25 protein-coding genes are annotated in these 26,517 nt (G+C 62.1%); 17 read left to right on the top strand and 8 right to left on the bottom strand.

All coding sequences use genetic code 11. From position 1 onward, the window contains the following. Window positions 1-325: 325 nt before the first annotated feature. From mphR(A) to C2U37_RS02800, 3 genes are read right to left on the bottom strand one after another with little or no spacing between them, the layout of a single operon-like run. Window positions 326-910 carry a macrolide-binding transcriptional repressor MphR(A) gene (gene mphR(A), locus C2U37_RS02790; protein ID WP_001137892.1) on the bottom strand — a complete coding sequence of 195 codons (585 nt, stop codon included), beginning with the start codon at window positions 908-910 and terminating at the stop codon, window positions 326-328. Beyond that, window positions 910-2,148, bottom strand: coding sequence for a macrolide resistance MFS transporter Mrx(A) (gene mrx(A) / locus C2U37_RS02795; RefSeq protein ID WP_000004159.1), 1,239 nt, complete (start codon window positions 2,146-2,148; stop codon window positions 910-912). Before mrx(A) ends, mphR(A) begins: the two co-directional genes overlap by 1 nt. Further along, window positions 2,145-3,050 carry an Mph(A) family macrolide 2'-phosphotransferase gene (locus tag C2U37_RS02800; RefSeq protein ID WP_000219391.1) on the bottom strand — a complete coding sequence of 302 codons (906 nt, stop codon included), beginning with the start codon at window positions 3,048-3,050 and terminating at the stop codon, window positions 2,145-2,147. The genes mrx(A) and C2U37_RS02800 overlap by 4 nt, the downstream gene beginning before the upstream one ends. A gap of 1,149 nt (window positions 3,051-4,199) precedes the next feature. Here C2U37_RS02800 and C2U37_RS02805 point away from each other — a divergent pair. From C2U37_RS02805 to C2U37_RS02850, 10 genes are all read left to right on the top strand, one after another. Beyond that, the gene (locus C2U37_RS02805) at window positions 4,200-5,207 is read left to right on the top strand and encodes a phage N-6-adenine-methyltransferase (protein ID WP_233768450.1); all 1,008 of its coding nucleotides are present in this window, start codon (window positions 4,200-4,202) and stop codon (window positions 5,205-5,207) included. Next, on the top strand, window positions 5,204-5,839 hold the full coding sequence (locus C2U37_RS24825; RefSeq protein WP_199770501.1) for a hypothetical protein: 636 nt from the start codon (window positions 5,204-5,206) through the stop codon (window positions 5,837-5,839). The genes C2U37_RS02805 and C2U37_RS24825 overlap by 4 nt, the downstream gene beginning before the upstream one ends. Before the next feature lie 8 nt (window positions 5,840-5,847). Continuing rightward, window positions 5,848-6,285: a hypothetical protein gene (locus tag C2U37_RS24985; protein WP_101149439.1), complete on the top strand. Its 438-nt coding sequence runs from the start codon at window positions 5,848-5,850 to the stop codon at window positions 6,283-6,285. Beyond that, window positions 6,261-6,455, top strand: a complete 195-nt coding sequence (locus C2U37_RS02820) for a hypothetical protein (protein ID WP_101149440.1) — start codon at window positions 6,261-6,263, stop codon at window positions 6,453-6,455. Before C2U37_RS24985 ends, C2U37_RS02820 begins: the two co-directional genes overlap by 25 nt. Window positions 6,456-6,512: 57 nt before the next feature. Next, window positions 6,513-6,770, top strand: a complete 258-nt coding sequence (locus tag C2U37_RS02825; protein WP_101149462.1) for a hypothetical protein — start codon at window positions 6,513-6,515, stop codon at window positions 6,768-6,770. 71 nt (window positions 6,771-6,841) lie between these two features. Then, the gene (xisR, locus tag C2U37_RS02830; RefSeq protein WP_101149441.1) at window positions 6,842-7,051 is read left to right on the top strand and encodes an excisionase family protein; all 210 of its coding nucleotides are present in this window, start codon (window positions 6,842-6,844) and stop codon (window positions 7,049-7,051) included. Further along, window positions 7,027-8,334, top strand: a complete 1,308-nt coding sequence (locus C2U37_RS02835) for a site-specific integrase (RefSeq protein WP_101149442.1) — start codon at window positions 7,027-7,029, stop codon at window positions 8,332-8,334. The genes xisR and C2U37_RS02835 overlap by 25 nt, the downstream gene beginning before the upstream one ends. Before the next feature lie 28 nt (window positions 8,335-8,362). Next, window positions 8,363-10,030, top strand: a complete 1,668-nt coding sequence (gene ettA / locus C2U37_RS02840) for an energy-dependent translational throttle protein EttA (protein WP_069651826.1) — start codon at window positions 8,363-8,365, stop codon at window positions 10,028-10,030. Window positions 10,031-10,141: 111 nt separating this feature from the next. After that, window positions 10,142-10,471, top strand: coding sequence for a hypothetical protein (locus tag C2U37_RS02845; RefSeq protein WP_104451781.1), 330 nt, complete (start codon window positions 10,142-10,144; stop codon window positions 10,469-10,471). Window positions 10,472-10,725: 254 nt separating this feature from the next. Beyond that, window positions 10,726-12,081, top strand: a complete 1,356-nt coding sequence (locus C2U37_RS02850; RefSeq protein ID WP_104451782.1) for an NCS2 family permease — start codon at window positions 10,726-10,728, stop codon at window positions 12,079-12,081. 64 nt (window positions 12,082-12,145) lie between these two features. On the opposite strand, the gene djlA is transcribed toward C2U37_RS02850, so the two are convergent. The 3 genes from djlA to C2U37_RS02865 are packed head-to-tail and all read right to left on the bottom strand — an operon-like array spanning window position 12,146 to window position 14,641. Beyond that, a complete protein-coding gene (gene djlA, locus C2U37_RS02855; RefSeq protein WP_104451783.1) occupies window positions 12,146-12,952 on the bottom strand; it encodes a co-chaperone DjlA in 807 nt (268 codons plus the stop codon). A 19-nt stretch (window positions 12,953-12,971) separates the two neighbouring features. Further along, window positions 12,972-13,640 carry an N-acetylmuramate alpha-1-phosphate uridylyltransferase MurU gene (murU, locus tag C2U37_RS02860; protein WP_104451784.1) on the bottom strand — a complete coding sequence of 223 codons (669 nt, stop codon included), beginning with the start codon at window positions 13,638-13,640 and terminating at the stop codon, window positions 12,972-12,974. After that, window positions 13,637-14,641, bottom strand: coding sequence for an aminoglycoside phosphotransferase family protein (locus C2U37_RS02865; RefSeq protein WP_104451785.1), 1,005 nt, complete (start codon window positions 14,639-14,641; stop codon window positions 13,637-13,639). Before C2U37_RS02865 ends, murU begins: the two co-directional genes overlap by 4 nt. A gap of 174 nt (window positions 14,642-14,815) precedes the next feature. Between C2U37_RS02865 and lptD the strand changes: the two genes are divergently transcribed. Genes lptD through C2U37_RS02895 form a run of 6 tightly spaced genes read left to right on the top strand, consistent with a single transcriptional unit; the run spans window position 14,816 to window position 21,614 of the window. After that, the gene (gene lptD / locus C2U37_RS02870; protein WP_104451786.1) at window positions 14,816-17,248 is read left to right on the top strand and encodes an LPS assembly protein LptD; all 2,433 of its coding nucleotides are present in this window, start codon (window positions 14,816-14,818) and stop codon (window positions 17,246-17,248) included. A gap of 30 nt (window positions 17,249-17,278) precedes the next feature. Further along, window positions 17,279-18,571, top strand: a complete 1,293-nt coding sequence (gene surA, locus C2U37_RS02875; RefSeq protein WP_104451787.1) for a peptidylprolyl isomerase SurA — start codon at window positions 17,279-17,281, stop codon at window positions 18,569-18,571. 50 nt (window positions 18,572-18,621) lie between these two features. After that, window positions 18,622-19,617 (top strand): 4-hydroxythreonine-4-phosphate dehydrogenase PdxA, encoded by a 996-nt coding sequence (pdxA, locus tag C2U37_RS02880; RefSeq protein WP_042881321.1) that lies wholly within the window; start codon window positions 18,622-18,624, stop codon window positions 19,615-19,617. Then, the gene (gene rsmA, locus C2U37_RS02885) at window positions 19,607-20,419 is read left to right on the top strand and encodes a 16S rRNA (adenine(1518)-N(6)/adenine(1519)-N(6))-dimethyltransferase RsmA (protein ID WP_010673207.1); all 813 of its coding nucleotides are present in this window, start codon (window positions 19,607-19,609) and stop codon (window positions 20,417-20,419) included. The genes pdxA and rsmA overlap by 11 nt, the downstream gene beginning before the upstream one ends. Before the next feature lie 4 nt (window positions 20,420-20,423). Further along, window positions 20,424-20,786: a Co2+/Mg2+ efflux protein ApaG gene (gene apaG, locus C2U37_RS02890; RefSeq protein WP_010673206.1), complete on the top strand. Its 363-nt coding sequence runs from the start codon at window positions 20,424-20,426 to the stop codon at window positions 20,784-20,786. A 6-nt stretch (window positions 20,787-20,792) separates the two neighbouring features. Next, the gene (locus tag C2U37_RS02895; RefSeq protein WP_039040022.1) at window positions 20,793-21,614 is read left to right on the top strand and encodes a symmetrical bis(5'-nucleosyl)-tetraphosphatase; all 822 of its coding nucleotides are present in this window, start codon (window positions 20,793-20,795) and stop codon (window positions 21,612-21,614) included. A gap of 126 nt (window positions 21,615-21,740) precedes the next feature. Here C2U37_RS02895 and C2U37_RS02900 read toward each other — a convergent pair whose 3' ends face one another. Then, window positions 21,741-22,226 (bottom strand): 2TM domain-containing protein, encoded by a 486-nt coding sequence (locus tag C2U37_RS02900; RefSeq protein ID WP_041211140.1) that lies wholly within the window; start codon window positions 22,224-22,226, stop codon window positions 21,741-21,743. A 184-nt stretch (window positions 22,227-22,410) separates the two neighbouring features. Then, window positions 22,411-23,400 carry a luciferase-like monooxygenase gene (locus C2U37_RS02905; RefSeq protein ID WP_104451788.1) on the bottom strand — a complete coding sequence of 330 codons (990 nt, stop codon included), beginning with the start codon at window positions 23,398-23,400 and terminating at the stop codon, window positions 22,411-22,413. Window positions 23,401-23,617: 217 nt separating this feature from the next. On the opposite strand from C2U37_RS02905, the gene C2U37_RS02910 reads away from it, so the two are divergent. Continuing rightward, the gene (locus C2U37_RS02910) at window positions 23,618-26,503 is read left to right on the top strand and encodes an HD domain-containing phosphohydrolase (protein WP_104451789.1); all 2,886 of its coding nucleotides are present in this window, start codon (window positions 23,618-23,620) and stop codon (window positions 26,501-26,503) included. The last annotated feature ends 14 nt before the right edge of the window (window positions 26,504-26,517 follow it).

Raw genomic sequence — 26,517 nt, forward strand, 5'->3', positions numbered from 1 at the left:
GTTATCTCGCCGTGCTCGTGCTGCTACACCAACTTGTCCAACTCATCCGCCACACCGCTCCCCACCACCTGCGATGGCCAGGTTGTTTGCTGGGCGCATTGGCGGAGTATCGTCTCGACCCGGGACACCCACACCGGCACAACCTTACGGGAGTGATTCACTGTCAAAGAATCGGCCCGGTGCTCTGACGCAAGTATCGGGATGGTCACCATTTGTAAGCCGTAGACCTGAGTGGTGATCAAGACTTCGATACCACCGACCGTACCGGTACTAATCGACGACGGTCGTGTTCGTCGCCTGCCGCAGGGACTCTGCACACCTCCGTTTACGCATGTGCCTGGAGGAGTTGGAAATCGTCGTGTTCGGGAAACATTAAACACAGGATGGCAGCGATCTGAGCCAGCACATGATCAGCTAGCTCACCATCCGGATCGACGGCCCACTGCATCGTCGCGCCAGCGATGACCGAGTGCAGGAGCAACTCAGCTGCCGCAGGAGCACCTGGGGGCAGTCGCTTGCGGATCCCCTCCACCACCGCGCGGTTCCGCTGGATCGCAAGCGTGCGTAGCTCCGGCACCTGGAGCTCGTACCAGGAGATGAGATAGTTCACCGAGAAGTCGTTGCGAGTGTTCATGCTCCGAACGAGCACCTGCAAAAATTCCCAGAGCCCTTGCGGCCCTGCGCCTATCGGTATCGCATTCAGGTAATGCCGCACCTGCTCGACGCCGCGCTCCATCATCCTCACCAGCAGCGTATCGCGGTTGGTGAAGCGCTGGATTAACGCTGCGCGGGAGAGCCCCACCTCCTTTGCTACTCCGCTGAGCGTGAACTCTATGGGACCGCAACGCTTCAGCACTACGGTGGCGGCCTCGAGTACCTCGTCATCGGACTTGAGCTTGGGGCGGGGCATCAGTGTTCACCTTCTGTATGGGTTGGGGCGGAGGCTGTGGCTGCCGCCGCCATTGTAGCAAATTGAAGACGGAGCGAGAGTAGAGCCACGAGCCCCGCAAACACGGCCGATACAACGAGGCCAGGGAGCGGACCAGCAAGGTCGACAAACGCGCCGGCCGCAAGCATAACCATGGGCGAGGCTGACAGCATCACCGCCGAGACCGTGCCGAGTACCCGGCCGAGAAGTTCTGGCGGCGTGCGGTTGTAGATGGCAGCGTTGAGAATGGGAGAGACTGAGCCGGTCAGCAGTCCCACGAGCGCGCCCAACAACATCAGCACCGGCACGCCTGGCAACTGTGAAAGCAGAAGCGAGCCCACCGCAGAGCCACAAAATGCCACCGCCAGCCAGTTCTGCGCTGATATCCGGGCGCCGACCGACGCATGAATGGCAATGCCAAGGAGACCACCAGCCCCCATCATTGAGGAGAACAGCCCGAGCTCTGCTACTTGGCGTCCTGCATCTACAAACAGCGCAGGCATGATGACGCTGCCGTTGGCGCCAACGATGCCCACGAAGATCATCACTATACCAAAGAGAGGGCGCAGCAGGGGTTCGCTCCAGAGAAAAGCGACGCCGGCGCGCATGGAGAGAGTCGCCGTCGTGGTCATCGTCCGAGCGGCACGCGCGGGAAGCACCCACGCGCCGAGCAGACCTGCAAGGACGGAGCAGAACGCCGTCAGCCCGAGCGTTGGCGCAGCGCCAAGCAGGCCGATTGCGGCCCCCCCAAGGGCCGGGCCACCTAGAATCGCGACGTTCCCGATCACCGCTTTCAGTGACGAGACGCGCTCAACGGAGAGCCCGGCGACGTGGCCGAGTTTGGGCAGCTCACTGTCCTGCGCGGCCATACCGGGTGCGTCGAACGCGGCACCGAGCACCACGCAAGCGATCAGCCCAGTGTTCGAGAGGGCGCCAACGGCATCGAGCAGTGGGATGCTCGCCATGGCCACGCCGCCCACCACACCCGAGATCAATGCGACGGGCGCGCGCCCGAACCGATCGACGAGGCCACCACCAACCCACGCGCCGATGATGGTCGCGATGACGCTGCTAGCGGCCGTGGCGCCCGCCCAGGCCGCGCTCTTTGTATGAGACAGGACGAACCATGGAAGCGCGAGGGCCGCCACCGCGTTGCCGATCCGGAAGAGAAAGGTCGCCGCGAACAGCGTCGCGAGCGGGCTATATCGACGTTCGCTCATTCCGCTGCGGCGAGCTGCGCCTTCGCCGCAGCGAGGTACTCTTCGTTACCCGAGTCGAGGGCGAAGAGTGCGTAGGTGACCGCCCCGAACGCAAGGCGCTCCGCGATGTGGTGGGCGAGCCGCGGCCACACCCGGCCACCGGCCGCTTCATACGTGAGGAGGAGCTTCGCGAGCCCCTCTTCACCAAAGACCATAAGGTGCGCGGCCATGTCGATGGCAGGGTCATCAACGCGGGCCTCGCTCCAGTCGATCATCCCGCTGACGCGCTCCGTGTTGTCGATGAGCACATGGCCCACGTAGAGATCGCCATGCACCACCACGGAGAAATCTGGCCACGACGAATCGTCGTCGAGCCAGCGCTGCCACCGGTGGAGGCGCTTGTCGTTCACCACGAACTCGCGTCGGACGCGGTCAACGTCGTCGGCCACCTTCTGACGGGCCTGCGTCGGTGTACGGATGAGCATCCCCGCATCCACGGCGGCGGAAATGGGGACGGCATGCAGGGCGGCGAGCGCGGTCGCGAAGCTCTCCGCGAAGACCTCCGAGTCCTGCGGCACGACCCAGTCGGGCGTGGACGAACCAGGCTGGATGACCATCGCAGTCGAGTCTTCGAGCATGGGATAGGCAACGAGCTCGGCGTTGGCCACGCGCCAGTCCGGCACCGCGAACGGCAGGCGATTCTTGAGCATTGCCAGCACCCGCGCCTCTGGTTCGACCTTCGCGCTTACCTCGGCTCGGCGCGGGATGCGCAGCACCCACCGACGTCCATCGTCGACGGTGGCGATCACGATCCTATAGTCGAGCCCAAGCTCATTGACAGTCAGCGGGCCATGGAGCTTGAGCCCATGTCGGGCTGCAAGTGCGTACAGTTGGGAGGTATCGGCGGTCGTGACTACGGTCATGATTCACTCCTGAGGGCTTGACGGGTTTAGCCACCTAAATATAACAGTCACGTCGGTTATATTCAATCCTCATGCGAATCGGGGTACGACCCACAGCCCCCTCAGTACAGGTCCATCGTCACACCCGAGATCGTTGGGGTCCAGCTCCCAGTGGTTCGGAGCAACGGGCGGCAGGGCAATGATCCGAAAATTACCCCTTCCTTTGCGTCACCACAGCTTGCACCAACTGACCCTGAATTAAAAAATTGAAAAACTAACTTTTGGGTGTTGACTTAAAGCAAACCAAGCATATGCTAACCAATAGTTAGCAAATTGATTTCGCACGATGGACAACCCCAGCCGGAGGACCAGCACAACACTGGCAGCGGTGGCAACAAACCGCTTGGGGAAATAACACCGGCAACCGGGCTGACTAACCTCCCCGCTCTCCCTTGGCAAGGCTGGAATGCATGCCGACCAAGGTGAATGGAAATTAAGGCAGTGACCGGCTGACAGCTGGAAAGACAGCACAGTTGAAGTGATAGCGAACACAGCGAGTGGCGGGTCTGACTCCCCAGCCACCCACCCGGTGAAAGGCCGGGACACAACCGGGATTGCATTGCAGGTGAGCCAAGGCCCATGGGGTACCGCACGAGAGACCCGGAGACCAATGCAATCCACGGTTGTGGTGAATGGGAAGGTCTTTGCGCCAACCGGCATTCGTAGGGATGCCCCCTAGACCTCGGCCGGTGTCAGACCCGGCCACCACAACCAACCGATATGACCACCCCAAGGAGGTGATCACATCTCCCACCGCAGGGTTAAGCGGATGCCTGGTCCCGCTGTGAAGCGCCACCCAGGCCCTCGCCGAGAGGCGACCGTTTCGAATGGTAGGTCTGCCCGTGAGGGCGCACCGGTACCGACAGCAAGAACGGCTGACTCACTGTGAAGTGCTCAAGCCACCACCACAGGTGCAATGCATGTGGTTACAGCTCTCTCCTGGCCCCGGCAACGGGGCCCTTATCCCACACGCGATAGCGGCCCAACAGCGGGTCACGGACTCCTATTGCCTGTCGTTTGTGTGATGAGACCAGTTTCAAAGGAAGACAGAACCGGCCAAGAAGGCCAAGCCCGGATCCGGGGTTCGGGTCATATCTCGACGATGAGGCAATGATGAACCACTACGCCCAAACACTGGCCGAGCTGCAACTCCAGCCTGACCACGAACTCAAGCAGATCGGCGACCAGTGGCAGACCCCCAAGGCACTAGCCTGGGGCCTGTTTCACCAGTTCGCCCCCACCCTGGGACCAGTCGTACTCGATATGTTCGCCGACGACTGCAATGCCCTGGTGCCGAACTACTACGACGCCGAGGACAATGCCCTCACCCAGGAGCTGGCCGCCGACCTGCGCCGGCTTGGTGGCGCCGCCTTCGGCAACCCACCCTACTCCCGCCCGTGTACGGATAGTGAGGGCAGCCCCATCACCGGGATGGAGGCCATCCTCAACTACTGCCGAGAGCAGCGGGCTCAGGGCGCCAAGATTATGCTGCTCATCAAGGCTGCCACCAGCGAAACCTGGTGGCCGGAAGATGCCGACTTCATCCAGTTCATCAGCGGGCGCATCGGCTTTGAGGTGCCGAGCTGGTACGTCCCCCGCGATCCGAAGAAGGACAAGCCCAGCTCGAGTGGCTTCGCCTCGGCCGTGGTGATCTTCGATGCCAGCTGGCAGGGCGAGCCCCACCCCGAGGCCCGCTTGCGCCGTGACGACCTCATCACCACCGGCCAGATCATCCTCGACATGATCCACCGTCAGGCTGTTGCGCTGAACGAAGAGGCTAGCCAGGCCATCGCCAAGGCCGTTTCTACCAAGACAGCCCTGCTGCAGGACCAGCCAGTGGTCGTTGAGCCGATACCGGTAGCCACAGCGGCAAGTGTTGAACCTCTTCATGACTGGCAGCATTTCCCTGCCATCAAGTCGGTCATCTATCAGATCGATGAAGCGGATCTGCTTACCCCGGCCAATTCCCGCCTGCTGGCAGGCTACATCCGCGATCTGCAGGATGGCGGGGTTGACCAAGAGGCCACGCTCAGTGGCGCGACCCAAATGGCCAAACGCCTGCTGAATCCGGATCACGATCAACTGACACTGACCTTGGATGACGGGGAGGCAGCATGAGCAAGCACACTGATGACCACGCCGTTGAACGATTCGCCATTGCCATGAAGGCGAAACTAACAGATGCACGGGCCAAAGGCCGGGGTGGCTGGGATGACCCGTCCTCCTGTTCAGTCGAACACCTTGCCGCGCTCTTGATCGGACACATTAGCAAGGGGAACCCAGGCAATTTCGAGGACATTGCCAACCTGGCGATGATGCTCCACCAGCGAGAGGCAGACCCAGCAATACTGGCAGGGAAGCTGCCCGAACGCACCGATGTCGATCCCACCCGGACAGGGATTGTCATAAATGTGACAGAAACTATCCGCACCGCGCCATCGCGCATCTGGTTACAGGTTGGCGATCGAGGCAGCGACCACGACTATCCATTCCCAATTTGGTCCCACGAGGTTAGTTGGTGCGCGGACTCTATGGTCGCTTGCGAGGTGCCTTATGTTCGAGCAGATCTGGCAGGAAAGCCGCAAGACCAACATGAGCAGCCGCCCACAATGGTGCCGGAAGGGTGGCAAATAGTCCCGATTGAGTTTACTGACAAGATGTTTGAAGCAGCTGAAAATGCGGTCTCGGCAACGGGTGGACTGCCTGAGATTTGGGAGGCCATGCTCTCCGCTGCTCCAACACTTGAATGAGGTGCTGCATGAGCATAGTTCAGGACGTTGCAGCGTGGATTCATGCCCGAACTGGTGGCGCCATCAGTGCCGAGGTGGCCGCCGAGTTTTCCCTGACCGTCAGCAAGGCCAGCATCGTGATGGGCCAAATCCACAGGGAGTCCCGCTTCACAACTCGGATAGAGCACTTCTGCATGGTTGGGGAGAATGGCAGAGGGCGGCACACCCGCCGCCTCTACGTGGACCAGGTGCTACCACCACAGTGGCGCAAGACCCCGGTAATAGGTATCGCAGGAGATCAGGTCGTCAGGTTCGCCAGCGTCTCGGACGCTGAGACGGAAGGTGGATTTACTAGGGTCAGCATCACCCGCTGCCTTGCTGGCCAGCAGGAGAAGCACGGCGGGTACCACTGGCATGCTGATACAACAGAAGGAGCATCATCATGCACCGATACCACTACACCCTGAATGCCGCCACCGAGCTGGGGGCCACGCCGGATCGACTGACTGGCACCATCGAGGCACACCACCCGATGACCCATCAGCAGATACGGCTTGCCGCTATCGATCAGGCGCCGGCTCCATACCTCAACTTCACCGAGCTGGAGTACCGGGAGCTCAAACCAGGTACAGATTGAAGGGCTGGTCACGTAGGCCAGGACGCAGCAAACACAATGACTGTCCGGGAGGACACGATGGACCAACGACTTCACAAGCGCAATTACAGGGATGACCTCAAGCAGGCCATCCACCAAGAGCAGTCTGGCAACCACCAGGATGCGGCTCTCTCCTACAAGAAGGCGCAGCACCACGCCGCCAGTGCCGACATGCAAGACAAGGCCCTGTTCGCGATGGCTCGCCGCATTCACTGCCTCAAGCAGGCAAAGGATCCGCAATGGAAACAGCTCAATGCCAGTTTCCAGCAGCTCTTTCAAGCACTGGGGCCCAACTGATAAGTCATGTAATGACTGGTGGCCCCATGGGGCCACACTTCTCGCCGTGAGGGCGCAAAGGAGACATGAATATGCAGCAGAAATTGGTTGTCATGGAGCGTCCCAGCTGGGTGCTACCTAGGGTTTTGGGGGAGATGTTCGGATACACTGAGAAGGCCATCAGCGAGAAGCGGAAGAAGGGCCAACTGATCGAAGGGGTCCACTATAAGTTGGCCCCGGATGGGAAGTATGTCTATCACTGGCGGAGATATGAGGATTGGCTGAGCGGAACCAAGAACTGACCGACATCGTTGCTGAAATGCCAGGTATCGAGCTGCACGGCAAGAGCCTTCGCATCGACTTCCGCTTCCACGGCAAGCGATGCCGGGAAACGCTCAACATGCCGGCCACCAAAGCCAACATCAAGCACGCCTTCCGAAAACGGGAGGCCATTCTGCATGAGATCGCCATTGGGGTGTTCGACTACGCCAAGCACTTCCCAGACAGCAAGAATGCTCACCGGTTTGCAGGAACAACCGCAAGCCGGGACATTTCGTTGGGTGAACTGGTAGAGCACTACCTGAAGATCAAGGATGTGGATATCGGCGATAATGCTCGCGGTCGCTATCGCTCCATTCTGGGAATGATGGCTTCAGACCTGGACCACACCCGGATCGTCAGCACCTTCCGAACTGAAGACCTGCAGCAATGGCGCCGGTTCCTGATGACCGAACCGCGGGACAGAACCAAAAAGCCTTTGGCTCCCAGATCGGTCAACTACTACATGATGGTCGCCGCCGGGTTGTTCAACTTTGCCAAGCAGAATGGCTACACCCACCAGGGCCTATCTTCAGTGCTGGCTAAGGTAGAGGTGATCCGAGATAAACCAGACCCATTTGATCAGGATGAGTTTCGGCGCCTGCAGGAGGCCGCCAGGCACGAAATGGACGCAATGTGGGTCCAGCTCGCCTGCTGGACAGGCATGCGCACCGGGGAGCTCTGCACGCTTGCATGGGAAGATGTCGACCTCGAGCGCGGAGTAATCCAGATCCGCCGCAACATCACCCAGACCCGCAACTTCAAGGTACCGAAGACCGGCCATGAGCGAACCATTGTGCTCCTCCCACCAGCGATAGAAGCACTGAAGCGTATGCGGCCAATGACAGCAATGCGCCAATCCCACCACATCAAGAAGACGTTGAGGGACCGCCGGCAGATTGATGAGAAGGTCACGTTTGTATTTAGCCCAGATGTCACCAGCAAAACTCCTGGGCTCAGCATCTGCTACACGGCCTTCACTTTGGGTGACAAATGGGACAGGCTGATAAAGAGGGCTGGCATTCGCCGCCGAACCCAATACCATATGCGCCATACATTTGCTTGCTGGATGCTGACCGCTGGCGCAAACCCTGAATGGGTTGCGTCATACCTTGGGCACGAGGACAGTACCATGGTGCGCACAGTCTATGGCAAATGGATCCCCGAGCAAGACCGCGACGAAGCGGACAGGGTTTGGGGCAGGCTTGGGGCCAGCTTTTCAGATTTGGCCCCAATACAGCCCCAAGAATTTAAAGCAACTCAATAACAACCTGTAAATTAAAGAGAATTAGCCAATGGCTCAATTTATTTACACCATGAACAGGGTTGGCAAGGTCGTGCCGCCCAAGCGTCATATTCTCAAGAACATCTCCCTCTCCTTCTTCCCGGGGGCCAAGATAGGCGTGCTGGGTCTGAACGGCGCCGGGAAATCGACCCTGCTGCGCATCATGGCGGGCATCGACACCGAGATCGAAGGGGAAGCCCGTCCGCAGCCCGGCATCAAGATCGGCTACCTGCCTCAGGAGCCGAAGCTGGATCCGGAGCAGACCGTGCGCGAAGCGGTGGAAGAGGCAGTCGGCGAGGTGAAACGCGCCATGGCGCGCCTGGACGAGGTCTATGCGGCCTACGCGGATCCGGATGCGGATTTTGACAAGCTGGCCCGCGAGCAGGGCGAGCTGGAAGCCATCATCGCCGCCCAGGGCGGTCACAACATGGAGAACCAGCTGGAGCGTGCGGCCGACGCCCTGCGCCTGCCGGCCTGGGATGCCCAGATCAAGCACCTCTCCGGGGGTGAGCGCCGCCGGGTAGCCCTGTGCCGCCTGCTGCTGGAAAAACCGGACATGCTGCTGCTGGACGAGCCGACCAACCACCTGGATGCGGAATCCGTGGCCTGGCTGGAGCGCTTCCTGCACGACTACGAAGGCACCGTCGTGGCCATCACCCACGACCGCTACTTCCTCGACAACGTGGCGGGCTGGATCCTGGAGCTGGACCGCGGCGAAGGCATCCCCTGGGAGGGCAACTACTCCTCCTGGCTGGAGCAAAAAGATGCCCGTCTGGCCCAGGAAGCGAGTTCCGAAGCCGCCCGTCGCAAGTCCATCGAGAAGGAACTGGAGTGGGTTCGTCAGAACCCGAAAGGCCGTCAGGCCAAATCCAAGGCTCGTATGGCTCGCTTCGAAGAGCTCAACACCAACGACTACCAGAAGCGCAACGAGACCAACGAGCTGTTCATTCCGCCCGGACCGCGCCTCGGCGACAAGGTGGTGGAGGTGGCCAACCTCTGCAAGTCCTATGGCGACCGCCAGCTGATCGACGATCTCTCCTTCTCCATTCCGAAGGGTGCCATCGTCGGCATCATCGGTCCGAACGGTGCCGGTAAATCGACCCTGTTCCGCATGATGTCGGGTCAGGAGCAGCCGGATTCCGGTTCCATCACCCTGGGTGACACCGTGGTGCTGGCCTCCGTGGATCAGTTCCGCGACAGCATGAACGACAAGAAGACGGTATTCGAGGAAGTCGCCGACGGCCAGGACATCCTGCGCATCGGCAACTACGAGTTCCCGAGCCGCGCCTACATCGGCCGCTTCAACTTCAAGGGTTCCGACCAGCAGAAGCGGGTCGGCGAGCTCTCCGGTGGTGAACGTGGCCGTCTGCACCTTGCCAAGCTGCTGCAGACCGGCGGCAACGTGCTGCTGCTGGATGAACCGACCAACGATCTGGACATCGAAACCCTGCGCGCCCTCGAGAACGCCCTGCTGGAGTTCCCGGGTTGCGCCATGGTCATCTCCCACGACCGCTGGTTCCTCGACCGCATCGCCACCCACATCCTGGACTACCAGGACGAGGGCAAGATCGAATTCTTTGAAGGCAACTTCACCGAATACGAAGAGTGGAAGAAGAAGACCTACGGTGCCGAGGCTATTCAGCCGCGCCGCGCCAAGTACAAGCGCATTGCCAAGTAAGGCGAGGCAACAGCCGCGCCGCCAGGCATGACGTCACAAGGGGAGCCGGGGCTCCCCTTTTTTGCCTCTTCTGACTTACAATCTCCACCTCTACCCCAGCGATAGCGACCCATGATCCAAGCCTCCACCACCAGACTCACCATCCAGATCCGGCTCGAACCCGGCTGTCTGGGGCCGGATGGCAAGCAGCACATCGATACCTTCTGCGCGGCAGCCAACCGGATCCTCGCCGCCATCGAACCCCGACGGGTGCACTGGGTGCTGCTGCCCCGCCATGACAAGCAACTGGCCGAGCAGGCCTACTTCCTTGATGGCCGCCCCTTGAGCGAAACCCAGGCCACCCTGCTGCTGCAACGCATGGGGGTCGCCCTCGATCCCTTGCTGGAGCAGAGCGATGCCGTGCTGAGCCAGCTTATCGAACGCTACCAGAAAAACCGTTGATCTCGATGTGGAAACGGGGCTCTATTGGTCCCCTTTCTCCTGCCTTCGGGGGAAAACGTTTGAATTTTTACTCTATTCATTGATCCGCCTCGCACATCCGGGGTTTGTAAACCTGGCCGCCTGTGTGAAAATGTGCGCGCTGTCACGGTATCAGGACGAGTCTGGTCACTTCACCGCCAGAATCAGGGTCCGTTGCCCCGCATGGATGGGCCGACCCCCTGCTGCCTATTTCACGTCACCCATTGGAATCCAACATGAATCAACCACATCACGCTACCGGGCAGACCGCCAGCCCGGCTGCCGGGCAGGGATTGCTCGAGCGCCTGTTTGCCCTGCGCGGTCATGGCACCACGGCCCGCACCGAGGTGATCGCCGGCATCACCACCTTCCTGACCATGGTCTACATCGTCTTCGTCAACCCGCAGATCCTCTCTGCGGCAGGCATGGACACCCAGGCCGTGTTCGTTACCACCTGCCTCATCGCCGGCATCGGCAGCATCCTGATGGGTCTGCTGGCGAACCTGCCCATCGCCCTGGCTCCCGCCATGGGCCTCAATGCCTTCTTCGCTTTCGTGGTGGTGGCCGGCATGGGCTACTCCTGGCAGGTCGGCATGGGCACCATCTTCTGGGGTGCGCTGGGCCTGCTGATCCTGACCCTGCTGCGGGTACGCTACTGGCTCATCGCCAACATTCCCCTGACCCTGCGGGTCGGCATCACCGCCGGCATCGGCCTGCTGATCGCCCTGCTCGGCCTGCACAATGCCGGCATCGTGGTCGCGAGCCCCGCCACCATGGTGACCGTGGGCAACCTCACCTCCCTGCCCTGCCTGCTGGGGCTGCTCGGCTTCTTCCTCATCTGCATCTTCTCCGCCCGTGGCGTCCACTCCGCCGTGCTCATCGCCATCGTCGTCACCACCACCCTGGGCTGGCTGTTCGGCGATGTCACCTTCAAGGGCTTCGTCTCCGTGCCGCCGAGCATCACCCCCGTCTTCGGCCAGCTGGATCTGATGGGATCACTGGACATCAGCCTCGCCGGGATCATCTTCTCCTTCATGCTGGTCAACCTGTTCGACTCTTCCGGCACCCTGATCGGCGTGACCAACCGCGCCAAGCTGGCCGATGACAAGGGGCACTTCCCGCGCATGAAGCAGGCCCTGGTGGTGGACAGCGTCAGCTCCGTCGGCGGCGCCTTCATGGGGACCTCGTCCGTGACGGCCTACATCGAGAGCAGCTCCGGCGTCGCCGTCGGCGGTCGCACCGGTCTGACCGCCATCGTGGTCGGCGTGCTCTTCCTGCTGGCGATCTTCTTCTCGCCGCTGGCCGCCATGGTGCCCGCCTATGCCGCCGCCGGCGCCCTCATCTACGTGGGCGTGCTGATGTGCTCCGAGCTGACCAAGGTGAAGTGGGACGATCTGACCGAAGCGGTGCCGGCCTTCATGACCGCAGTCATGATGCCGTTCAGCTTCTCCATCACCGAGGGGATCGCCGTGGGCTTCATCTCCTACTGCGTGATGAAGGCGGGCACCGGCCGCTGGCGCGAGATCAACCCCTGCGTCTGGGTCGTCGCCCTGCTGTTCGTGCTCAAGTTCGTCTGGGTCGACAGCCACTAAGCCCGGCTTTCGCAAACAAAAATGCCCGTCATCGACGGGCATTTTCATATCTGGAATCTGGCGCTCAACGGATGCCGCGGGCCTCGCGGATCCACTCCCAGGCCTGCTGGATCTCCTGGGTCTTCTCCTTCGCCATCTCCATCATCTCGGGGGGCAGCCCCTTGGCAGCCAGCTTGTCCGGATGATGCTTGCTCATCTCCTTGCGATAGGCGCGCTTGATCTCCTGATCGCTGTCGCCCTCGCTCACCCCCAGCAGTTGATAGGCATCCTTGAGGCGGTCCTTGGTGGGAGCCTGTCGCTGCTGCCCCTGCCCGCCCTGCTGCTGACGGTGGAAGAAGTTCATCTGCGCCTCGGCCATGGCCAGGATGCGGGCCAGCTCGATCTGGCTGAAGCCCAGCTCGTCCGCGATGGTCTGCAGTATGGCGCGCTCGTCGGCCTCGACCCGGCCGTCGGCGAAGGCGGCCTGCAGCTGCACCTCTAGGAAGAAGCGCAAGATATCGCGCTGCCCCAGGCTGGCGCGTCTGAACTCGGCCAGGGTCTCCCGCAACGGGAAGCCGCTCTCCTTGCCCTGGCGGAACGACTCCTGCGCCCGTACCCGCTGCTCGCCACTGAGCCGCATCCTGTCCATCAGGTTGGAGGCGACCCGGATCTCCTGCTCGGTGACCTGGCCGCTCGCCTTGGCGATGTGGCCCATGACGGCGAAGGTGGCGTGGAAGAACACCGCCTGTTGTTGCTGGGTGGGGGCGCGGCGGAAGCTCATGCCCATGCCCCGATCGAAACGATGGCCTATCCAGAGGCCAAGCAGGGCACCGAAGATGTTGCCGAGCAGAAAACCGAAGAAGGTGCCGAGCACCTTACCCCAAATACGCATGGTTCAAGACCTCGTGAAATTAATGAGTGCGTCCTTGCAACTGATCGTCCAGCTCCCGCAGCCGCGCCACGGTGCCGATGTCGCGCCACTCGCCGGCCAGCAGGCTGCCACCGACCCGGCCCTCGGCCATCCACTGCCGCAGCAGGGGGGCCAGCTTGCGCGCCCCCGGCGCCAGCTCGGCGAAGGCGGCGGGCCGATAGAGGCCGACGCCGCTGAAGGTCAGCGCGGGGGCGTCCAGCACCCTGTCTCCTCCCAGGGAGAAATCCCCGTGCGGGTGCTGGGGTGGATTGGGCACCAGCCAGAGGTGGGCGAGATCATCCCCCAGTGGCCGAGCCACCAGGGCGGCATAGTCGAGATCGAGCCAGGTATCGCCGTTGATCACCAGAAACGGCTCGTCCCCCAGCAGCGGCAGCGCCTGCACGATGCCGCCTGCGGTCTCGAGGGCGCTCTCCTCCGCCGACCACTGGATGCTGACCCCGAGTTCGCTGCCGTCGCCGAGCGCCGCCACCAACTGGTGACCGAGCCAGGCGTGGTTGATGACCAGCTCCCGCACCCCGGCGGCCTTCAGCTTCTCGATATGGTGCACGATGAGCGGCTTGCCCCCCACCGCCAGCAGCGGCTTGGGCAGGCTGTCGGTGAGCGGTCGCATCCGCTCGCCGCGACCGGCGGCCAAGAGCATCGCCTTCATGCCGAGACCTCGCTCAACCCCGGCAGTACGCGCCGCTGCAGCCAGTCACCGAAGCGGGCCAGCACCGGATAGGCGGTGCCATGGCTGCGACAGACATCGACCACGTAGCCCAGGGTACGAGGAATGTCCTTGAGGTAGCCGGCCTTGCCATCGCGGTGATAGAGGCGGGTGAAGAGACCCGCCGCCTTGAGATGGCGCTGCATGCCGGTGAGATCTGCTGCGCGACGAAACACGGCATAGTCCAGATTGCCGAGCAGGCCGGCCTCTTGCAGGGTGTCGAAGCCAAGTCGCATGCCCTGCTCGATCACCGCGTCCGGCCAGCGCACGTAGCAGTCTTTCAGCAGGGAGACCAGGTCATAGCTCAGCGGCCCGATGACCATGTCCTGGAAGTCGATAAGGGCGAGGTCGCTCTCCTTCGGATTCGTCCCGCCGCACACCATCAGGTTGCGGCTGTGGAAGTCCCGGTGCATCACTCCTTGTGGCTGGGCCAGGTTGCTCGCCGTGAGGCAGGCGAAGGTCTCCGCCAGCAACTGCTGCTCTTCATCACTCAGGGCCAATTGCAAGTGATGTCCCAGCAACCACTCGGGGAAGATGGCATTTTCGCGGGCCATGAAGGCCTCATCGAAGGGCTCGAGCTCGAGCGCCACGGCGCCGAGCCCTGGCAGCAGGGCGATGGCCTTGCCATACCAGGCCAGTACGCTCTCTTCGTTCAGGCAGCCGATAAGCTGGGTATCCCCCAGATCCGTCACCGCCAGCAATCCCTGCTCGTAGTCGACCCCCTTTACCTCGGGGGCCAGCAGCCCCGCATCGTGCAGGGCGGCCGCATTGCGAACGAATTCATGATTTTTTTCGGTTTTCGGATTAGCATCCACCCACACCAGACCGCCACCCCGGAAGTAGCGGCGGAAACTGGCGTCACCGGAAATAAGCGTCAACGAGAGGTTGGCGTCACCGGAAATCCGGCGAGCCCATTGCAAAAGCAGGGAAGCGCGATCGTGCATGAGTCGGGAACCAAATTGGAAAGCAGCACTTGGCTGTTAGCCCTGGCCGCAATAATGCTTTATCATTGCCGGCTAACATAAAGCAATGACATGCAATGTCAACTCGATGGATCCTGACATAAAATGCATGCCCTGAATCCACCGTTTTTACTACGGATTGCGCGAGCCTTTCACATGACAAAATGGACACTGGGATACTCCTGTCCCATCGCCCTGACCATCAGCCTTGTTCCTGCCCTGAGTCCGCTCATGGCCCAGGCAGCGCCACTCAATGCGCCACCCGCTACCGGGATCCTCGACAGCCTCTGCTATGACTATGTCCCCAAGATAGAGAAGCCCAGTGCGGGCCAGGACGCCAATGCCCAGCCCGTCGAGGTGGATGCCGATCGCCTGGAGGCCAAGCAGGGCGGTACCGCCGTCTACGAGGGTGACGTCAAGGTGCGCCAGGGCGTGCGCAAGTTCGACTCCGACTATGCCCAGCTCGACCAGAAGAGCCGGGATGTCATCGCCATCGGCAACATCTATTACAACGATGGCCAGATCACGGTCACCAGCGACAAGACCCTGAAATCCAACCTGGACACCAAGAACTCCGAGCTGGAAGAGGGCAAGTATCAGGTCCATGGCTCACCGGTGCGCGGCTTCGCCGAAAAGGTGACCATGACCAACAACAACCAGAACATCACTCTGGAAGGGGCCCAGTACACCACCTGCCCACCGGGCCAGGAGGCCTGGACCCTGAAGGCCGGCAGCATCGACATCGATCAGTCCGAGGTATTCGGGGAGGCCTGGAACGCCAGCCTCTGGCTCTATGACTATCCGGTCTTCTACTTCCCCTATATCAACTTCCCCATCAAGGATGAGCGCAAGACCGGTCTGCTCTACCCGGGCTATACCCAAAGCTCCAAGAACGGCATGGACATCACCCAGCCGTTCTACTGGAACATCGCCCCCAACTACGATGCCACCATCACCTCCCGCTTCATGGACAGACGGGGCCTGATGGAACAGGTCGAGTTCCGCTACATGCCGGACCCGGCCCACGTGGGGAGCCTCTACTTCGAGAACCTGGCAGACGACAAGCAGTACGACGAGACGGCCAGCCTCAATCAGCATCTCTCTGACGGTCACCGTTACCTGCTGAGTGCCCGCCACACCTCCATGTTCATGGACAACGCCATGCGGGTGTCGGTGGACTACACCAAGGTACGGGACCAGGACTACAACTACTTCAACGACTTCACCCCCAAGGTGGGGACCCAGGTCGACAACCAGTTGCAGCAATCCCTGAAGGCAGGTTACTACCAGCAGAACTGGAACCTCGATGCCGAGGTACGGACCTACCAGATCCTGCTGGCCAGCGCCCAGCAACCCCACGAGCTGATGCCGCGCATCAACCACAACTACTACCAGCAGGGCAACTGGTACGATCTGGCATGGAATACCGAGCTGACCAACTTCGGCTACAACAACGATCAGGCCATCGAGCAGAACAAGGGGGAAGCCTACACCGGCACCCGGGTCTACACGGCCCCCACCCTGACCATCCCCCTCGTTGACGAGGCAGGCTACTTCCTCGACAGCCAATACAAGCTGATGTACACCCGTTACGACCAGACGGTGCCTGACCAGATGAGCAGCACCTTCACCAATCGTTTCACCCCGAGAGAGGGCGGCGACGTCACCCTGGAAGAGGGGACCATCACCCGGGTACTGCCCTCGTTCCGTCTCAAGGGCGGCATGACCTTCGAGCGGGATCAGCAGTGGTTTGGCGAGGGAGCCAACCAGACACTGGAGCCTGAATTCCAGTACCTCTATGTGCCCTACAAGGATCAGGACAACATCGGTGTCTATGACTCCACCACCATGCGCCAGGACTACTACAGCCTCTTCAGCGATCGCCGCTTCGCCGGTCTGGACCGCATCAGCGACTCCAACCGGCTCTCCTTGGGGGTCACCACCCGCATTTATGATCCGGCCGGGGATGAACGAATCCGGTTGGCCGTTGCCCAAGCCTTCGACTTCGTGGCGCCCAGGGTCAAGCTTTACAGCAGCGATGAGCTGAGTACCAATACCCGCTCCCCGCTATCGTTCGAGGGTGACGCCAAGATCAACGAGCAGTGGTATGCCCATGCGGGGGCACAATATGATATGGAACAGCGCCAGATAAGCTCAGCCAACAGCGCCCTGGAGTACCGTCACGAGAAGTTGATCAGCCAGTTGAACCACCGCTTCGTGCGGGATGCCAACTACGACCTCGACCACAAGGGCCAGGTGACGGATCTCAACCAGATCGGCCTGCTGCTGACCACCCCGCTGGACGATCGCTGGCACCTTTATGGCGGCTACTATCAGGAGCTCAACCAGAACGTCAAAGTGGACCGCAAGGTGGGTCTGAAATACGACTCCTGCTGCTGGAGCATCAACTTCAACCTGGAATGGGTCAACACGCCAGACAACGTGAACCTGACCCCGACGTCCGAGCGCAGCCTCGGCATTCAATTTGAAATGAAAGGATTGGGTAGCGTGGGTACCGGCTCCAAGGGCACCTCCCTGGACACCGAAGCACTGCCTTACATTCGTCCGTTTAACCTGCGAGACCAGTAATCGGTCTGGCAAACGCCTTGAGAGATGGATATGAAGAAGACGTTGATTTCCCTGCTGACCGCAGGCCTGTTCGGAGTCATGAGCCAGGGTGCCCTCGCCGCCCCCGAGCTGATGGACAAGGTGCTTGCCGTGGTCAACAAGGATGTGGTGCTGGCCAGTCAGCAGGAGGCCCTGGTGCAAAAGGTCAAGGCCTCCGCCCAGGAGAGCGGCCAGTCCCTGCCCGATGACGTCACCCTGCGCAAGCAGGCGCTGGATCGCCTGATCCAGGAGAGCCTGCAACTGCAACTGGCGGAGCGCCAGGGGCTCAAGATCAGTGACACCCAGCTGGAACAGGCCATTCAGAGCATCGCCGCCGACAACAAGATGAACCTGGAGCAACTGCGCGCCCAACTGGAGCGGGAAGGCCTGACCTACGCCCAGTACCGTGAGGAGGTGCGCCGCGAGATCCTGATGAACGAGGTGCGCCGCAGCCAGGTCCGCCGTCGCATCAACATCTCCGATCAGGAGGTCAAGCAGGTGGTCGAGGCCCTGAGCAAACAGGGCCAGCAGCAGACGTCATATCATATCGGCCATATCCAGGTCGCGCTGCCGGACAACCCGAATGCCGAGCAGCTCAACGCTGCCAAGGCCAAGATCGAGCGCATTCTGGCGTCCCTGAAAGAGGGGGCCGACTTCCGCAAGCTGGCCATTGCCGAGAGTAACGGTCCCAAGGCGCTGGAAGGGGGTGACTGGGGCTGGTTGAGCCCGCAGGAGATGCCCACCCTGATGGCGGAAGCCGTGCAAGGGGCCGGCAAGGGTGACATCGTCGGCCCGCTGCGCTCCGGCGCCGGTCTGCACATCATCAAGATCTTCGACACCAAGGGTCAGCAACAGATCATGCAGACCGAGGTCAAGGCGCGCCACATCCTGATCAAGCCCTCCATCATCCTGAGCGAGGAGAAGGCCAAGGGCACCCTGGACGGCATCCTGCACGACATCAAGAGCGGCAAGGCCAGCTTTGCCAGCATGGCAGAGAAATACTCCGAGGATCCGGGCTCTGCGGTGCAGGGTGGCGAGCTGGGCTGGTCTGATCCCAACGTCTATGTGCCGGAATTCCGCGACATGCTGGGTCGCCTGCAACCGGGCCAGATCAGCGAACCCTTCCGTACCAGCCACGGCTGGCACATCGTGCAGCTCGAGGAGCGCCGCAGCCAGGACGCCACCGGCAAGGCCCAGGAGCAACGCGCCTACCAGCTCATCTTCAACCGCCGCTTCGCCGAAGAGTCCCAGGCCTGGCTGGATGAGCTGCGCGACGAAGCCTACATCCAGATCGAACCCAATTGATGGGCGACAAGCAGATGAACAAGGCGCATCCAGGGCACGCCGAGGCACAGCTGAGCTGCCACCGGCTTGCCATCACCCCGGGTGAACCGGCTGGCATAGGCCCGGATCTGGTCCTGCAGATTGCCCAGCGGGCCTGGCCCCATCAGTTGGTGGTGATCGCCGATCCCGCCCTGTTGCGCGAACGGGCCGCCCTGCTGGGGCTGTCCGTCGAGCTTGAACCCTATGACGAAAGCGCCCCCACCCGTCCGCAGCGGGCGGGGACTCTGACCGTCTGCCCCGTGCCGCTCGGCGCCCCCGTGGTGCCAGGCAAGCTGGATGAGGGCAACGGCGCCTATGTGCTGGCTACCTTGCAGCGCGCCTGCGACGGCAACCTGAGCGGCGAATTTGCCGCCGTGGTGACCGGGCCGGTGCACAAGGGGATCATCAACCAGGCGGGCGTCTCGTTCAGCGGTCACACCGAGTTCTTCGCCCAGCAGTCCGACACCGCCGATGTGGTGATGCTGCTGGCCACCGAAGGGCTGAGAGTGGCCCTCGCGACCACCCATATTCCCCTTGCCTATGTGGCCAAGGCCATCACCGAGGATCGCCTTGGCAAGGTGATCCGCATCCTGGATGCGGATCTCAAGCGCAAATTCGGCATCGAACAGCCCCGGATCTATGTCTGCGGCCTCAATCCCCATGCCGGGGAAGGGGGTCATCTGGGCCGTGAAGAGATCGATGTCATCGAACCCGCCCTGGTCGCCCTGCGCCAGGAAGGGATCGATCTGGTCGGCCCGCTGCCGGCCGATACCCTGTTCCAGGACAAATACCTCAAGGATGCGGATGCGGTACTCGCCATGTACCACGATCAGGGGCTGCCCGTGCTCAAGTACAAGGGCTTTGGCAACTCGGTCAACATCACCCTCGGACTTCCCTTCATCCGTACCTCGGTGGACCACGGCACCGCGCTGGATCTGGCAGGCAAGAACCTGGCAGACCCCGGCAGCCTCACCACCGCGATCAACCACGCCATCCAGATGGTAGAGAAAAAAAGATATGAGCAGTAAGGTGCACATGGGCCACACGGCCCGTAAGCGTTTCGGTCAGAACTTCTTGCACGACCGGTATGTGATCGACCAGATAGTGGCCGCCATCAACCCGCAACCGGGTCAGAATCTGGTGGAGATAGGCCCGGGTCTGGCCGCGCTCACCGAGCCGGTCGCCGCCCAGATGGACAAGATGACCGTGGTCGAGCTGGACCGGGATCTTGCCGCACGTCTGCGCGAACACCCGACCCTGAAAGAGAAGCTGACCGTCATCGAAGCCGATGCCATGCGCTTTGACTTCAGTACCCTGATGGGGGAAGGCAAGGGGCCGCTGCGCATCTTCGGCAACCTGCCCTACAACATCTCCACCCCGCTCATCTTCCACCTGTGCGAATTTGCCGACCGGGTGGAGGACATGCACTTCATGCTGCAAAAGGAAGTGGTGCTGCGTCTGGCCGCCGGCCCGGGCAGCAAGGCCTATGGCCGTCTGAGCGTGATGACCCAGTACTACTGTCAGGTAGTGCCGGTGCTGGAAGTGGGCCCGGGCGCCTTCAAGCCGGCGCCGAAGGTGGATTCCGCCGTGGTGCGTCTGATCCCGCACAAGAACCCGACTATCGTCGCGAAAGACATTCGTTGCTTGAACCGGGTCTGCACCGAGGGCTTCGGCCAGCGTCGCAAGACCATTCGCAACAGCTTCTCCAACTTCATCACCGACGCCCAGCTGACCGAGCTTGGCATCGATGGCAACCTGCGCCCGGAGAATCTCTCCCTCGAGCAGTTCGTCACGATCGCCAACTGGCTGGCCGACCAGCAACAGGCCTGATCCCATGACCCAAGCCCGGATAGTGGTCCGCCCCCACCCCAGCTATGTGGCGGGAACCGCAGATCCCTACCATTTTCTCTATCGCATCGAGATTGAGAACCTGGGTCCGGGCACGGTGCAACTGCTGCATCGACGCTGGCTCATTACGGATGCCAATGGCAAGATGCTGGAAGTGGAAGGTCCCGGCGTGGTCGGTGAACAACCCCTGATCGCCCCCGGCGAGACCTTTTCCTACCAGAGTGGCGTTCCCCTCGCCACACCGCTTGGCGTGATGGAAGGCAGCTACATCCTGCAGGATGAATCGGGGCAACAATTCGAAGCCCCCATCGCCCCCTTCACGCTGGCCGTCCCCAACATAATCAACTGAGGTTTCATGGCGAACTGTTTCGTCGGTGATATCCAGGGCTGCTACGACGATTTGCGCCGTCTGCTGGATCTTGCCGAGTTCGACTTCGATAACGACACGCTCTGGCTGTGCGGCGATCTCGTCGCCCGGGGGCCGGACTCCCTCAACACCCTGCGTTTCGTCAAATCACTGGGGCAGCAGGCCGTCACCGTGCTCGGCAACCACGACCTGCACCTGCTGGCGGTGGCCCACGGGGTCGCCCCGCTCAAGAAGAAAGACAAGTTGCAGGCGCTGATGGAGGCGCCGGATCGGGACGAGCTGCTGGAGTGGCTGCGTCACCGTCCCCTGCTGGCAGAACACCCCGACCTGCCCATCATGATGGTGCATGCGGGCCTCTCCCCCGCCTGGGACGCCCACACCGCCCGCAGTTGTGCCCGGGAGGTGGAGAGCCTGCTGCGCGGGGATCAGTACAGCTGGCTGCTGCACAACATGTATGGCGATCAGCCCGACAGCTGGAACGACAACCTGCTGGGCATAGAGCGTTACCGCTACATCATCAACAGCTTCACCCGGATGCGCTTTTGCTACTTCGACGGGCGCCTCGACTTCAAATGCAAGAAGGGCCCCACCGAATCGACCCCGGGCCTGCGCCCCTGGTTCGAGCAGCGCGAGCACCATGTGGATGACCCCATCCTGGTCTTCGGCCACTGGGCGGCCCTGATGGGCAACACCGGCAAATCCGATATCAAGGGACTCGACACCGGGTGCGTCTGGGGCAACAGCCTCACCCTGTGGCGCTACGAGGACGACGCCCTGATCGCCACCCCCTGCCCGGCCTATGCCAAGTAGATCGGCTCTTTGCGGAACAAGGGAATGATCCGCCGTTGAGAGGAGAGCAATGCCCTCTCCTGTGAAATGGAGCTGAAAACAGAACGGGCCCGGCAATGCCGGGCCCGTTTTTTCATGATGAGCGGATCAGAGCCTGCGCCCCAGCCGTTTCTCGACCTGGCGTCGCTCCCATTCCGGGCCAAACAGCTTGAAGGGCTGGAACAGGTTGATGGCGTGGGAAGCCAGCCCCAGCCCCCATCCCAGCATGGGCCACCAGGCCCAGATATAGTCCGGGTTGCTCAGGTAGTTGATGACAAACAGCCCCCCTATCACCAGCACATAGCTCATGAGGTGGCCGTAGAAGCCCCTGAGCCCCTCCACGAACTTCATCGCCTCCCGCTCATCCCGCGCCACCTGCACGCGTCCCCGATCTTCGCCCTCATTCCCTTTCATCTCGCTCTCCTGCAGTTGGGTCACATCGAGCTCGAAGACGGCGGCCAGGGCCTTGAGGGATTCCAGTCCGGGTTGTTGTCCCTGCTCTATTCGCTGAATGGTGCGAACGCTCAGGCCTGTGAGGGTCGCCAGCTGTTCCTGGGACCATCCCCGTTGCAATCTCAACTTCCTGACGATCATCTTGCGCTCCTTGTGGTGATTGACAGGGCCAGCATAGGGAAAGGGGATGAGAGGCAACACGACAGATGGCCGACACTCACCTGACTTCCTTTAAAAATCAAAATCTTACTACCACGCAATCGTGGCTCTTGCGCCCCGAGCAACCAGGCTTGGCGTGCCGCTGGCGGCCAGGCGTCGCGGGGGCTTACAACCCCTGCATCAGCTCGGCACCAATCTCGAAGGAGCGCAGGCGCGCCTGATGATCGACGATGGGGCCGTTGAACATCAGCTCGTCCGCTCCGGTCTCTGCCAGCAGAGCCTTGAGGCCGTGGCGTACCCGATCCGGCTCCCCCACCAGGGAGCGAGCCAGGGTCTGCTCCATCGCCATCAATTCGCGGGGAGACCACTCATCCCCCAGCGTCTGCACCGGCAGTGGCAGCTTGCCGGCATCCCCCCGGTAGAGACGCAGGAACTGCTGCTGCAGGGTGGTGAACAGGAAGCGGGCCTCACGGTCGGTGTCGGCGGCGATCAGATTGACGCACACCACCGCATGGGGTTTGGGCCAGCGGGCAGAGGGGCGGTATTGGGTACGGTAGAGCTCCAGCGCCTGCAGCAACATGGCGGGAGCGAAGTGGGAAGCAAAGCCGAACGGCAACCCCATGGCCGCAGCCAGTTGGGCACTGTAGAGGCTGGAGCCCAGCAGCCAGATGGGCACATGGAGTCCCTGACCCGGCACCGCCTGCACGGCACCGACCTCGTCGCCAAAATAACTCATCAGTTCGCGTACATCCGCCGGGAAATCATCCACCTCGCCGCTGCGCTGGCGGCGCAGCGCCTGCATGGTGCGCTGATCGCTGCCAGGGGCGCGGCCCAGGCCGAGATCGATGCGATCCGGATAGAGGGAACTCAGCGTACCGAACTGCTCCGCAATGACCAGGGGGGAGTGGTTCGGCAACATGATGCCGCCAGCCCCGAGCCGCAACGTCGTGGTGCCCCCGGCCAGGTGGCCAATCAGCACCGCTGTGGCGGCGCTGGCAATGCCCGGCATGTTGTGGTGCTCCGCCAGCCAGTAGCGATGGTAACCCCAGCGCTCCGCATGGCGAGCCAGATCCAGCGAGTGGCGAAACGACTCGGCCGGCAGACCACCTTCGGGAACGGGCACCAGATCCAGCACGGAATAGGGGACGACAGACATGGGACACTCCATTGGTTCACAGGGCGTTTATCAGGGGAGCAATGTAGCACGAGATATCTGAACGAATCATCTCACCACAGGGGCAAGGACGCAGCGCGAAGGCCGGCTGTTGATTTGGGGCTGAAGAGCGCAAGATCGAGTCCTAGGCTTTTTGTCATCCAGCAAGCACACTGTTAGGTGACCAATACGGCGATCGCCAGGGGACAAGGATCCGTCCATGACAAACGCAAGTCTCAGTCGCAGACCCTTTTACGTATACATTGCCACCCTTTTCATCCTGCTCTTCTCCTTGCTGGGGGGCGCCCTCATCGTGCTGCAGTTCCAGCAGGGCATGCAGCAGGGGCTGGAGCACGAACGTCAGAGCTTCCAGCAATACCGGGAGCAGCTTGCCCTCGCCATCAAGCTGAACCAGCGACCGGCCCGCATGTCCCTGAATCTGCTGCGCAGCGGCCAGCTGTCCGCCATGACAGGGCTGGAGACGCGGCTAGCCTTCCTGCCCCAGCTGGCAGAAGTACTGGCCAACAGCACCAGTTACGGCGCCATCTATGCCGGTTACGAGGACGGCGATTTCTTTCTGGTACGCAAGCTGACCGAACGGGCGAGAGGGGCGTTGGAGGCGCCTCCGCCCGAGAGCCGCCTGCTGGTCCAGAGCCTGCATCAGGGACAGGGAGAGTTCCTCTATTTCGACCAGCGGCTGCGGCTGCTGGAGCGGCGCCCCATGCCGGATTACCGTTTCGATCCGCGAGATCGGGGCTGGTACAAGGAGGCGCGCTGGAACACCGGCATCATAGTGACCCACCCCTACCTCTTCTTCACTACCCGGGAGCCAGGCATGACACTGGCGGTGGAGAGCGACGATCGCCGGGCGGTGATCGGACTCGATGCGGGCATGGAGGGGCTCTCTTCCCTCATCGGCGAGTTGCCCCTGCCCGGTCACAGCCAGTTGGTGCTGTTTGACGAGGTCGGGACCCTGCTGGCCACGGATCCCGAGCGCCTTCCAAGCTTCGAGCAACTGAGCCGCCTGCCCATGCTGTCGGCCCTCAATCACCCCATTCTCACCAGGCTGCAACAGGAGATGGCCGCGCGGCCAGCCCTGCTGCATCACCCCGCCGAGCTGACCCTGGCAACGGTTCAGGGTCAGGAGTGGCTGGTCAACCTCTCCTCCCTCGGGGAAGAGTCTCCGTTTTATCTCGCCCTCCTGGTGCCCACCGAGGTGCTCACCGCCCCGGCGCGCCAGGATGCACTGCACAATCTCGCCTGGGCCCTTGCCGGTCTGCTGCTCCTGCTGCCCGTCATCTGGCTGGCAGCCCGGCGCACTGCCGCCCCTTTGCTGGTATTGACCGGGGAGGCTGAGCGGATCCAGCACTTCGACTTTGGCGAAAGCCCGGGGCCGGATTCGGCGATCCGCGAAATTGACGACCTCGCCCGCGCCATGTCCAGCATGCGCCTGACCCTCGGCAATTTCATGAACATGGGCCGGGCGCTGGCGGCAGAGCATCGCTTCGATTCGTTGCTCAGCCGCATCCTGCACGAGACGGTGGCGGCAGCCCAGGCCGAGGGCGGCTGCCTCTTCCTGGCCCAGGAGAGCGAGATGCAGGCCGTTCACGCCATCTGGCAGGGGCAGCCGCTGGCGTGCGAACAGGTACAGTGGCAGGCGGCGCTGCTCGGCGGTCTCTACCACACGGAGCGCCTCTGCCTGCCCCTCGACGAGGCACAGTGGGCCCGCTTCCTCACCGACTGGGGCCCCTTCCCCGGTGCCTGCCAACTGCTGGTCGAACCCCTTCACAACCACCGTCAGGAGCTGATCGGCTGCCTGCTGCTGATCCTGCCAGACTGCTCGGCCCGCGAACTGGCCTCGCGCATCAGCCTCATCGAGGCGCTGGCGGGCACCTCCTCCTCCGCCATCGAAAACCAGCGTCTGCTGGAGGAGCAGAAACAACTGCTGGAAGCCTTCATCGAGCTCATCGCTGGTGCCATCGATGCCAAGAGCCCCTACACCGGCGGCCACTGCCAGCGGGTGCCGGAACTGGCCAGGATGCTGACCCAGGCCGCCTGCGCACAGCAGACGGGGCCCTTTGCCGATTTCCGGCTCAACGAAGAGGAGTGGGAGGCCATCCATATCGCGAGCTGGCTGCACGACTGCGGCAAGGTCACCACCCCGGAGTTCGTGGTGGACAAGGCGACCAAGCTCGAGACCATTTACGACAGGATCCACGAGATCCGCACCCGCTTCGAGGTGCTCAAGCGGGATGCCCACATCGAGGCGCTCTGCGCCCTGCTGCCTCCATCCGGGCAGCAGGCCGCCCTCGAGGCTGTAACCCCCCTCTGGCACACCCTGGATCAGGAGTTCGCCTTCGTGGCCGAGTGCAATCTGGGGGGCGAGTGGATGGCGCCGGAGAAACTCGCCAGGCTGGATGCCATCGCCAGCCGCACCTGGTTGCGCACTCTGGACGATCGGCTCGGCATCAGTCAGGAGGAGCGCAAGCGCCACCAGGAGGCACCCTCTCCCCTCCCCTGCCGAGAGTCGCTGCTCGCCGACAAGGCGGTCCATCTCATCCCTCGCCCCGAGCACGACAATCTCGCCCGACACAACCCATGGGGCTTCAAGGTGCGGGTGCCCACCCACCTCTACAACAGGGGGGAACGTTACAATCTCGCCATCGGCCGTGGCACCCTCACCGAAGAAGAGCGCTACAAGATCAACGATCACATCATCCAGACCATACGCATGCTGGAGAAGCTTCCCTTCCCCCGCCATTTGCGCAAGGTGCCGGAGATTGCGGGGGGCCATCACGAGCGGATGGACGGCACGGGCTATCCGCGCCAGTTGCAAGGGGGGCAGATGAGCATTCCAGCCCGCATCATGGCCATTGCAGACATCTTCGAGGCGCTGACGGCGAGCGATCGCCCCTACAAGTCAGGCAAGACGGTCTCCCAGTCCCTGGCCATCATGGTGAAGATGGTGCAGGAACAGCACATAGACCCGGCCCTGTTTGCCCTCTTCATCGAGAGCGGCATCTGGCGGGACTACGCCAGACGCTTCCTCGCCCCCGAGCAGTTGGACGAGGTCGAATGCCAGGCCCTGCTGGCAGGATCACACTGACCTTCCGCTGACAC

Origin of the sequence: Aeromonas sp. ASNIH1 (genome assembly GCF_002934285.1) — a bacterium.
Classification (GTDB): Bacteria; Pseudomonadota; Gammaproteobacteria; order Enterobacterales; family Aeromonadaceae; genus Aeromonas; species Aeromonas caviae.

What these genes read in the sequence shown, in the direction of transcription:
- C2U37_RS24825 (WP_199770501.1), top strand. Translation starts at nt 5,204, where the DNA reads ATGAGCAAGCACACTGATGACCACGCCGTTGAACGATTCGCCATTGCC.
- C2U37_RS02905 (WP_104451788.1), bottom strand. Translation starts at nt 23,400, where the DNA reads ATGTCTGTCGTCCCCTATTCCGTGCTGGATCTGGTGCCCGTTCCCGAA.
- C2U37_RS02845 (WP_104451781.1), top strand. Translation starts at nt 10,142, where the DNA reads ATGATCCAAGCCTCCACCACCAGACTCACCATCCAGATCCGGCTCGAA.
- C2U37_RS02850 (WP_104451782.1), top strand. Translation starts at nt 10,726, where the DNA reads ATGAATCAACCACATCACGCTACCGGGCAGACCGCCAGCCCGGCTGCC.
- C2U37_RS02910 (WP_104451789.1), top strand. Translation starts at nt 23,618, where the DNA reads ATGACAAACGCAAGTCTCAGTCGCAGACCCTTTTACGTATACATTGCC.
- C2U37_RS24985 (WP_101149439.1), top strand. Translation starts at nt 5,848, where the DNA reads ATGAGCATAGTTCAGGACGTTGCAGCGTGGATTCATGCCCGAACTGGT.
- C2U37_RS02865 (WP_104451785.1), bottom strand. Translation starts at nt 14,641, where the DNA reads ATGCACGATCGCGCTTCCCTGCTTTTGCAATGGGCTCGCCGGATTTCC.
- ettA (WP_069651826.1), top strand. Translation starts at nt 8,363, where the DNA reads ATGGCTCAATTTATTTACACCATGAACAGGGTTGGCAAGGTCGTGCCG.
- C2U37_RS02900 (WP_041211140.1), bottom strand. Translation starts at nt 22,226, where the DNA reads ATGATCGTCAGGAAGTTGAGATTGCAACGGGGATGGTCCCAGGAACAG.
- apaG (WP_010673206.1), top strand. Translation starts at nt 20,424, where the DNA reads ATGACCCAAGCCCGGATAGTGGTCCGCCCCCACCCCAGCTATGTGGCG.
- murU (WP_104451784.1), bottom strand. Translation starts at nt 13,640, where the DNA reads ATGAAGGCGATGCTCTTGGCCGCCGGTCGCGGCGAGCGGATGCGACCG.
- C2U37_RS02820 (WP_101149440.1), top strand. Translation starts at nt 6,261, where the DNA reads ATGCACCGATACCACTACACCCTGAATGCCGCCACCGAGCTGGGGGCC.
- C2U37_RS02800 (WP_000219391.1), bottom strand. Translation starts at nt 3,050, where the DNA reads ATGACCGTAGTCACGACCGCCGATACCTCCCAACTGTACGCACTTGCA.
- djlA (WP_104451783.1), bottom strand. Translation starts at nt 12,952, where the DNA reads ATGCGTATTTGGGGTAAGGTGCTCGGCACCTTCTTCGGTTTTCTGCTC.
- rsmA (WP_010673207.1), top strand. Translation starts at nt 19,607, where the DNA reads ATGAGCAGTAAGGTGCACATGGGCCACACGGCCCGTAAGCGTTTCGGT.
- C2U37_RS02805 (WP_233768450.1), top strand. Translation starts at nt 4,200, where the DNA reads ATGATGAACCACTACGCCCAAACACTGGCCGAGCTGCAACTCCAGCCT.
- surA (WP_104451787.1), top strand. Translation starts at nt 17,279, where the DNA reads ATGAAGAAGACGTTGATTTCCCTGCTGACCGCAGGCCTGTTCGGAGTC.
- lptD (WP_104451786.1), top strand. Translation starts at nt 14,816, where the DNA reads ATGACAAAATGGACACTGGGATACTCCTGTCCCATCGCCCTGACCATC.
- xisR (WP_101149441.1), top strand. Translation starts at nt 6,842, where the DNA reads ATGCAGCAGAAATTGGTTGTCATGGAGCGTCCCAGCTGGGTGCTACCT.
- C2U37_RS02825 (WP_101149462.1), top strand. Translation starts at nt 6,513, where the DNA reads ATGGACCAACGACTTCACAAGCGCAATTACAGGGATGACCTCAAGCAG.
- C2U37_RS02895 (WP_039040022.1), top strand. Translation starts at nt 20,793, where the DNA reads ATGGCGAACTGTTTCGTCGGTGATATCCAGGGCTGCTACGACGATTTG.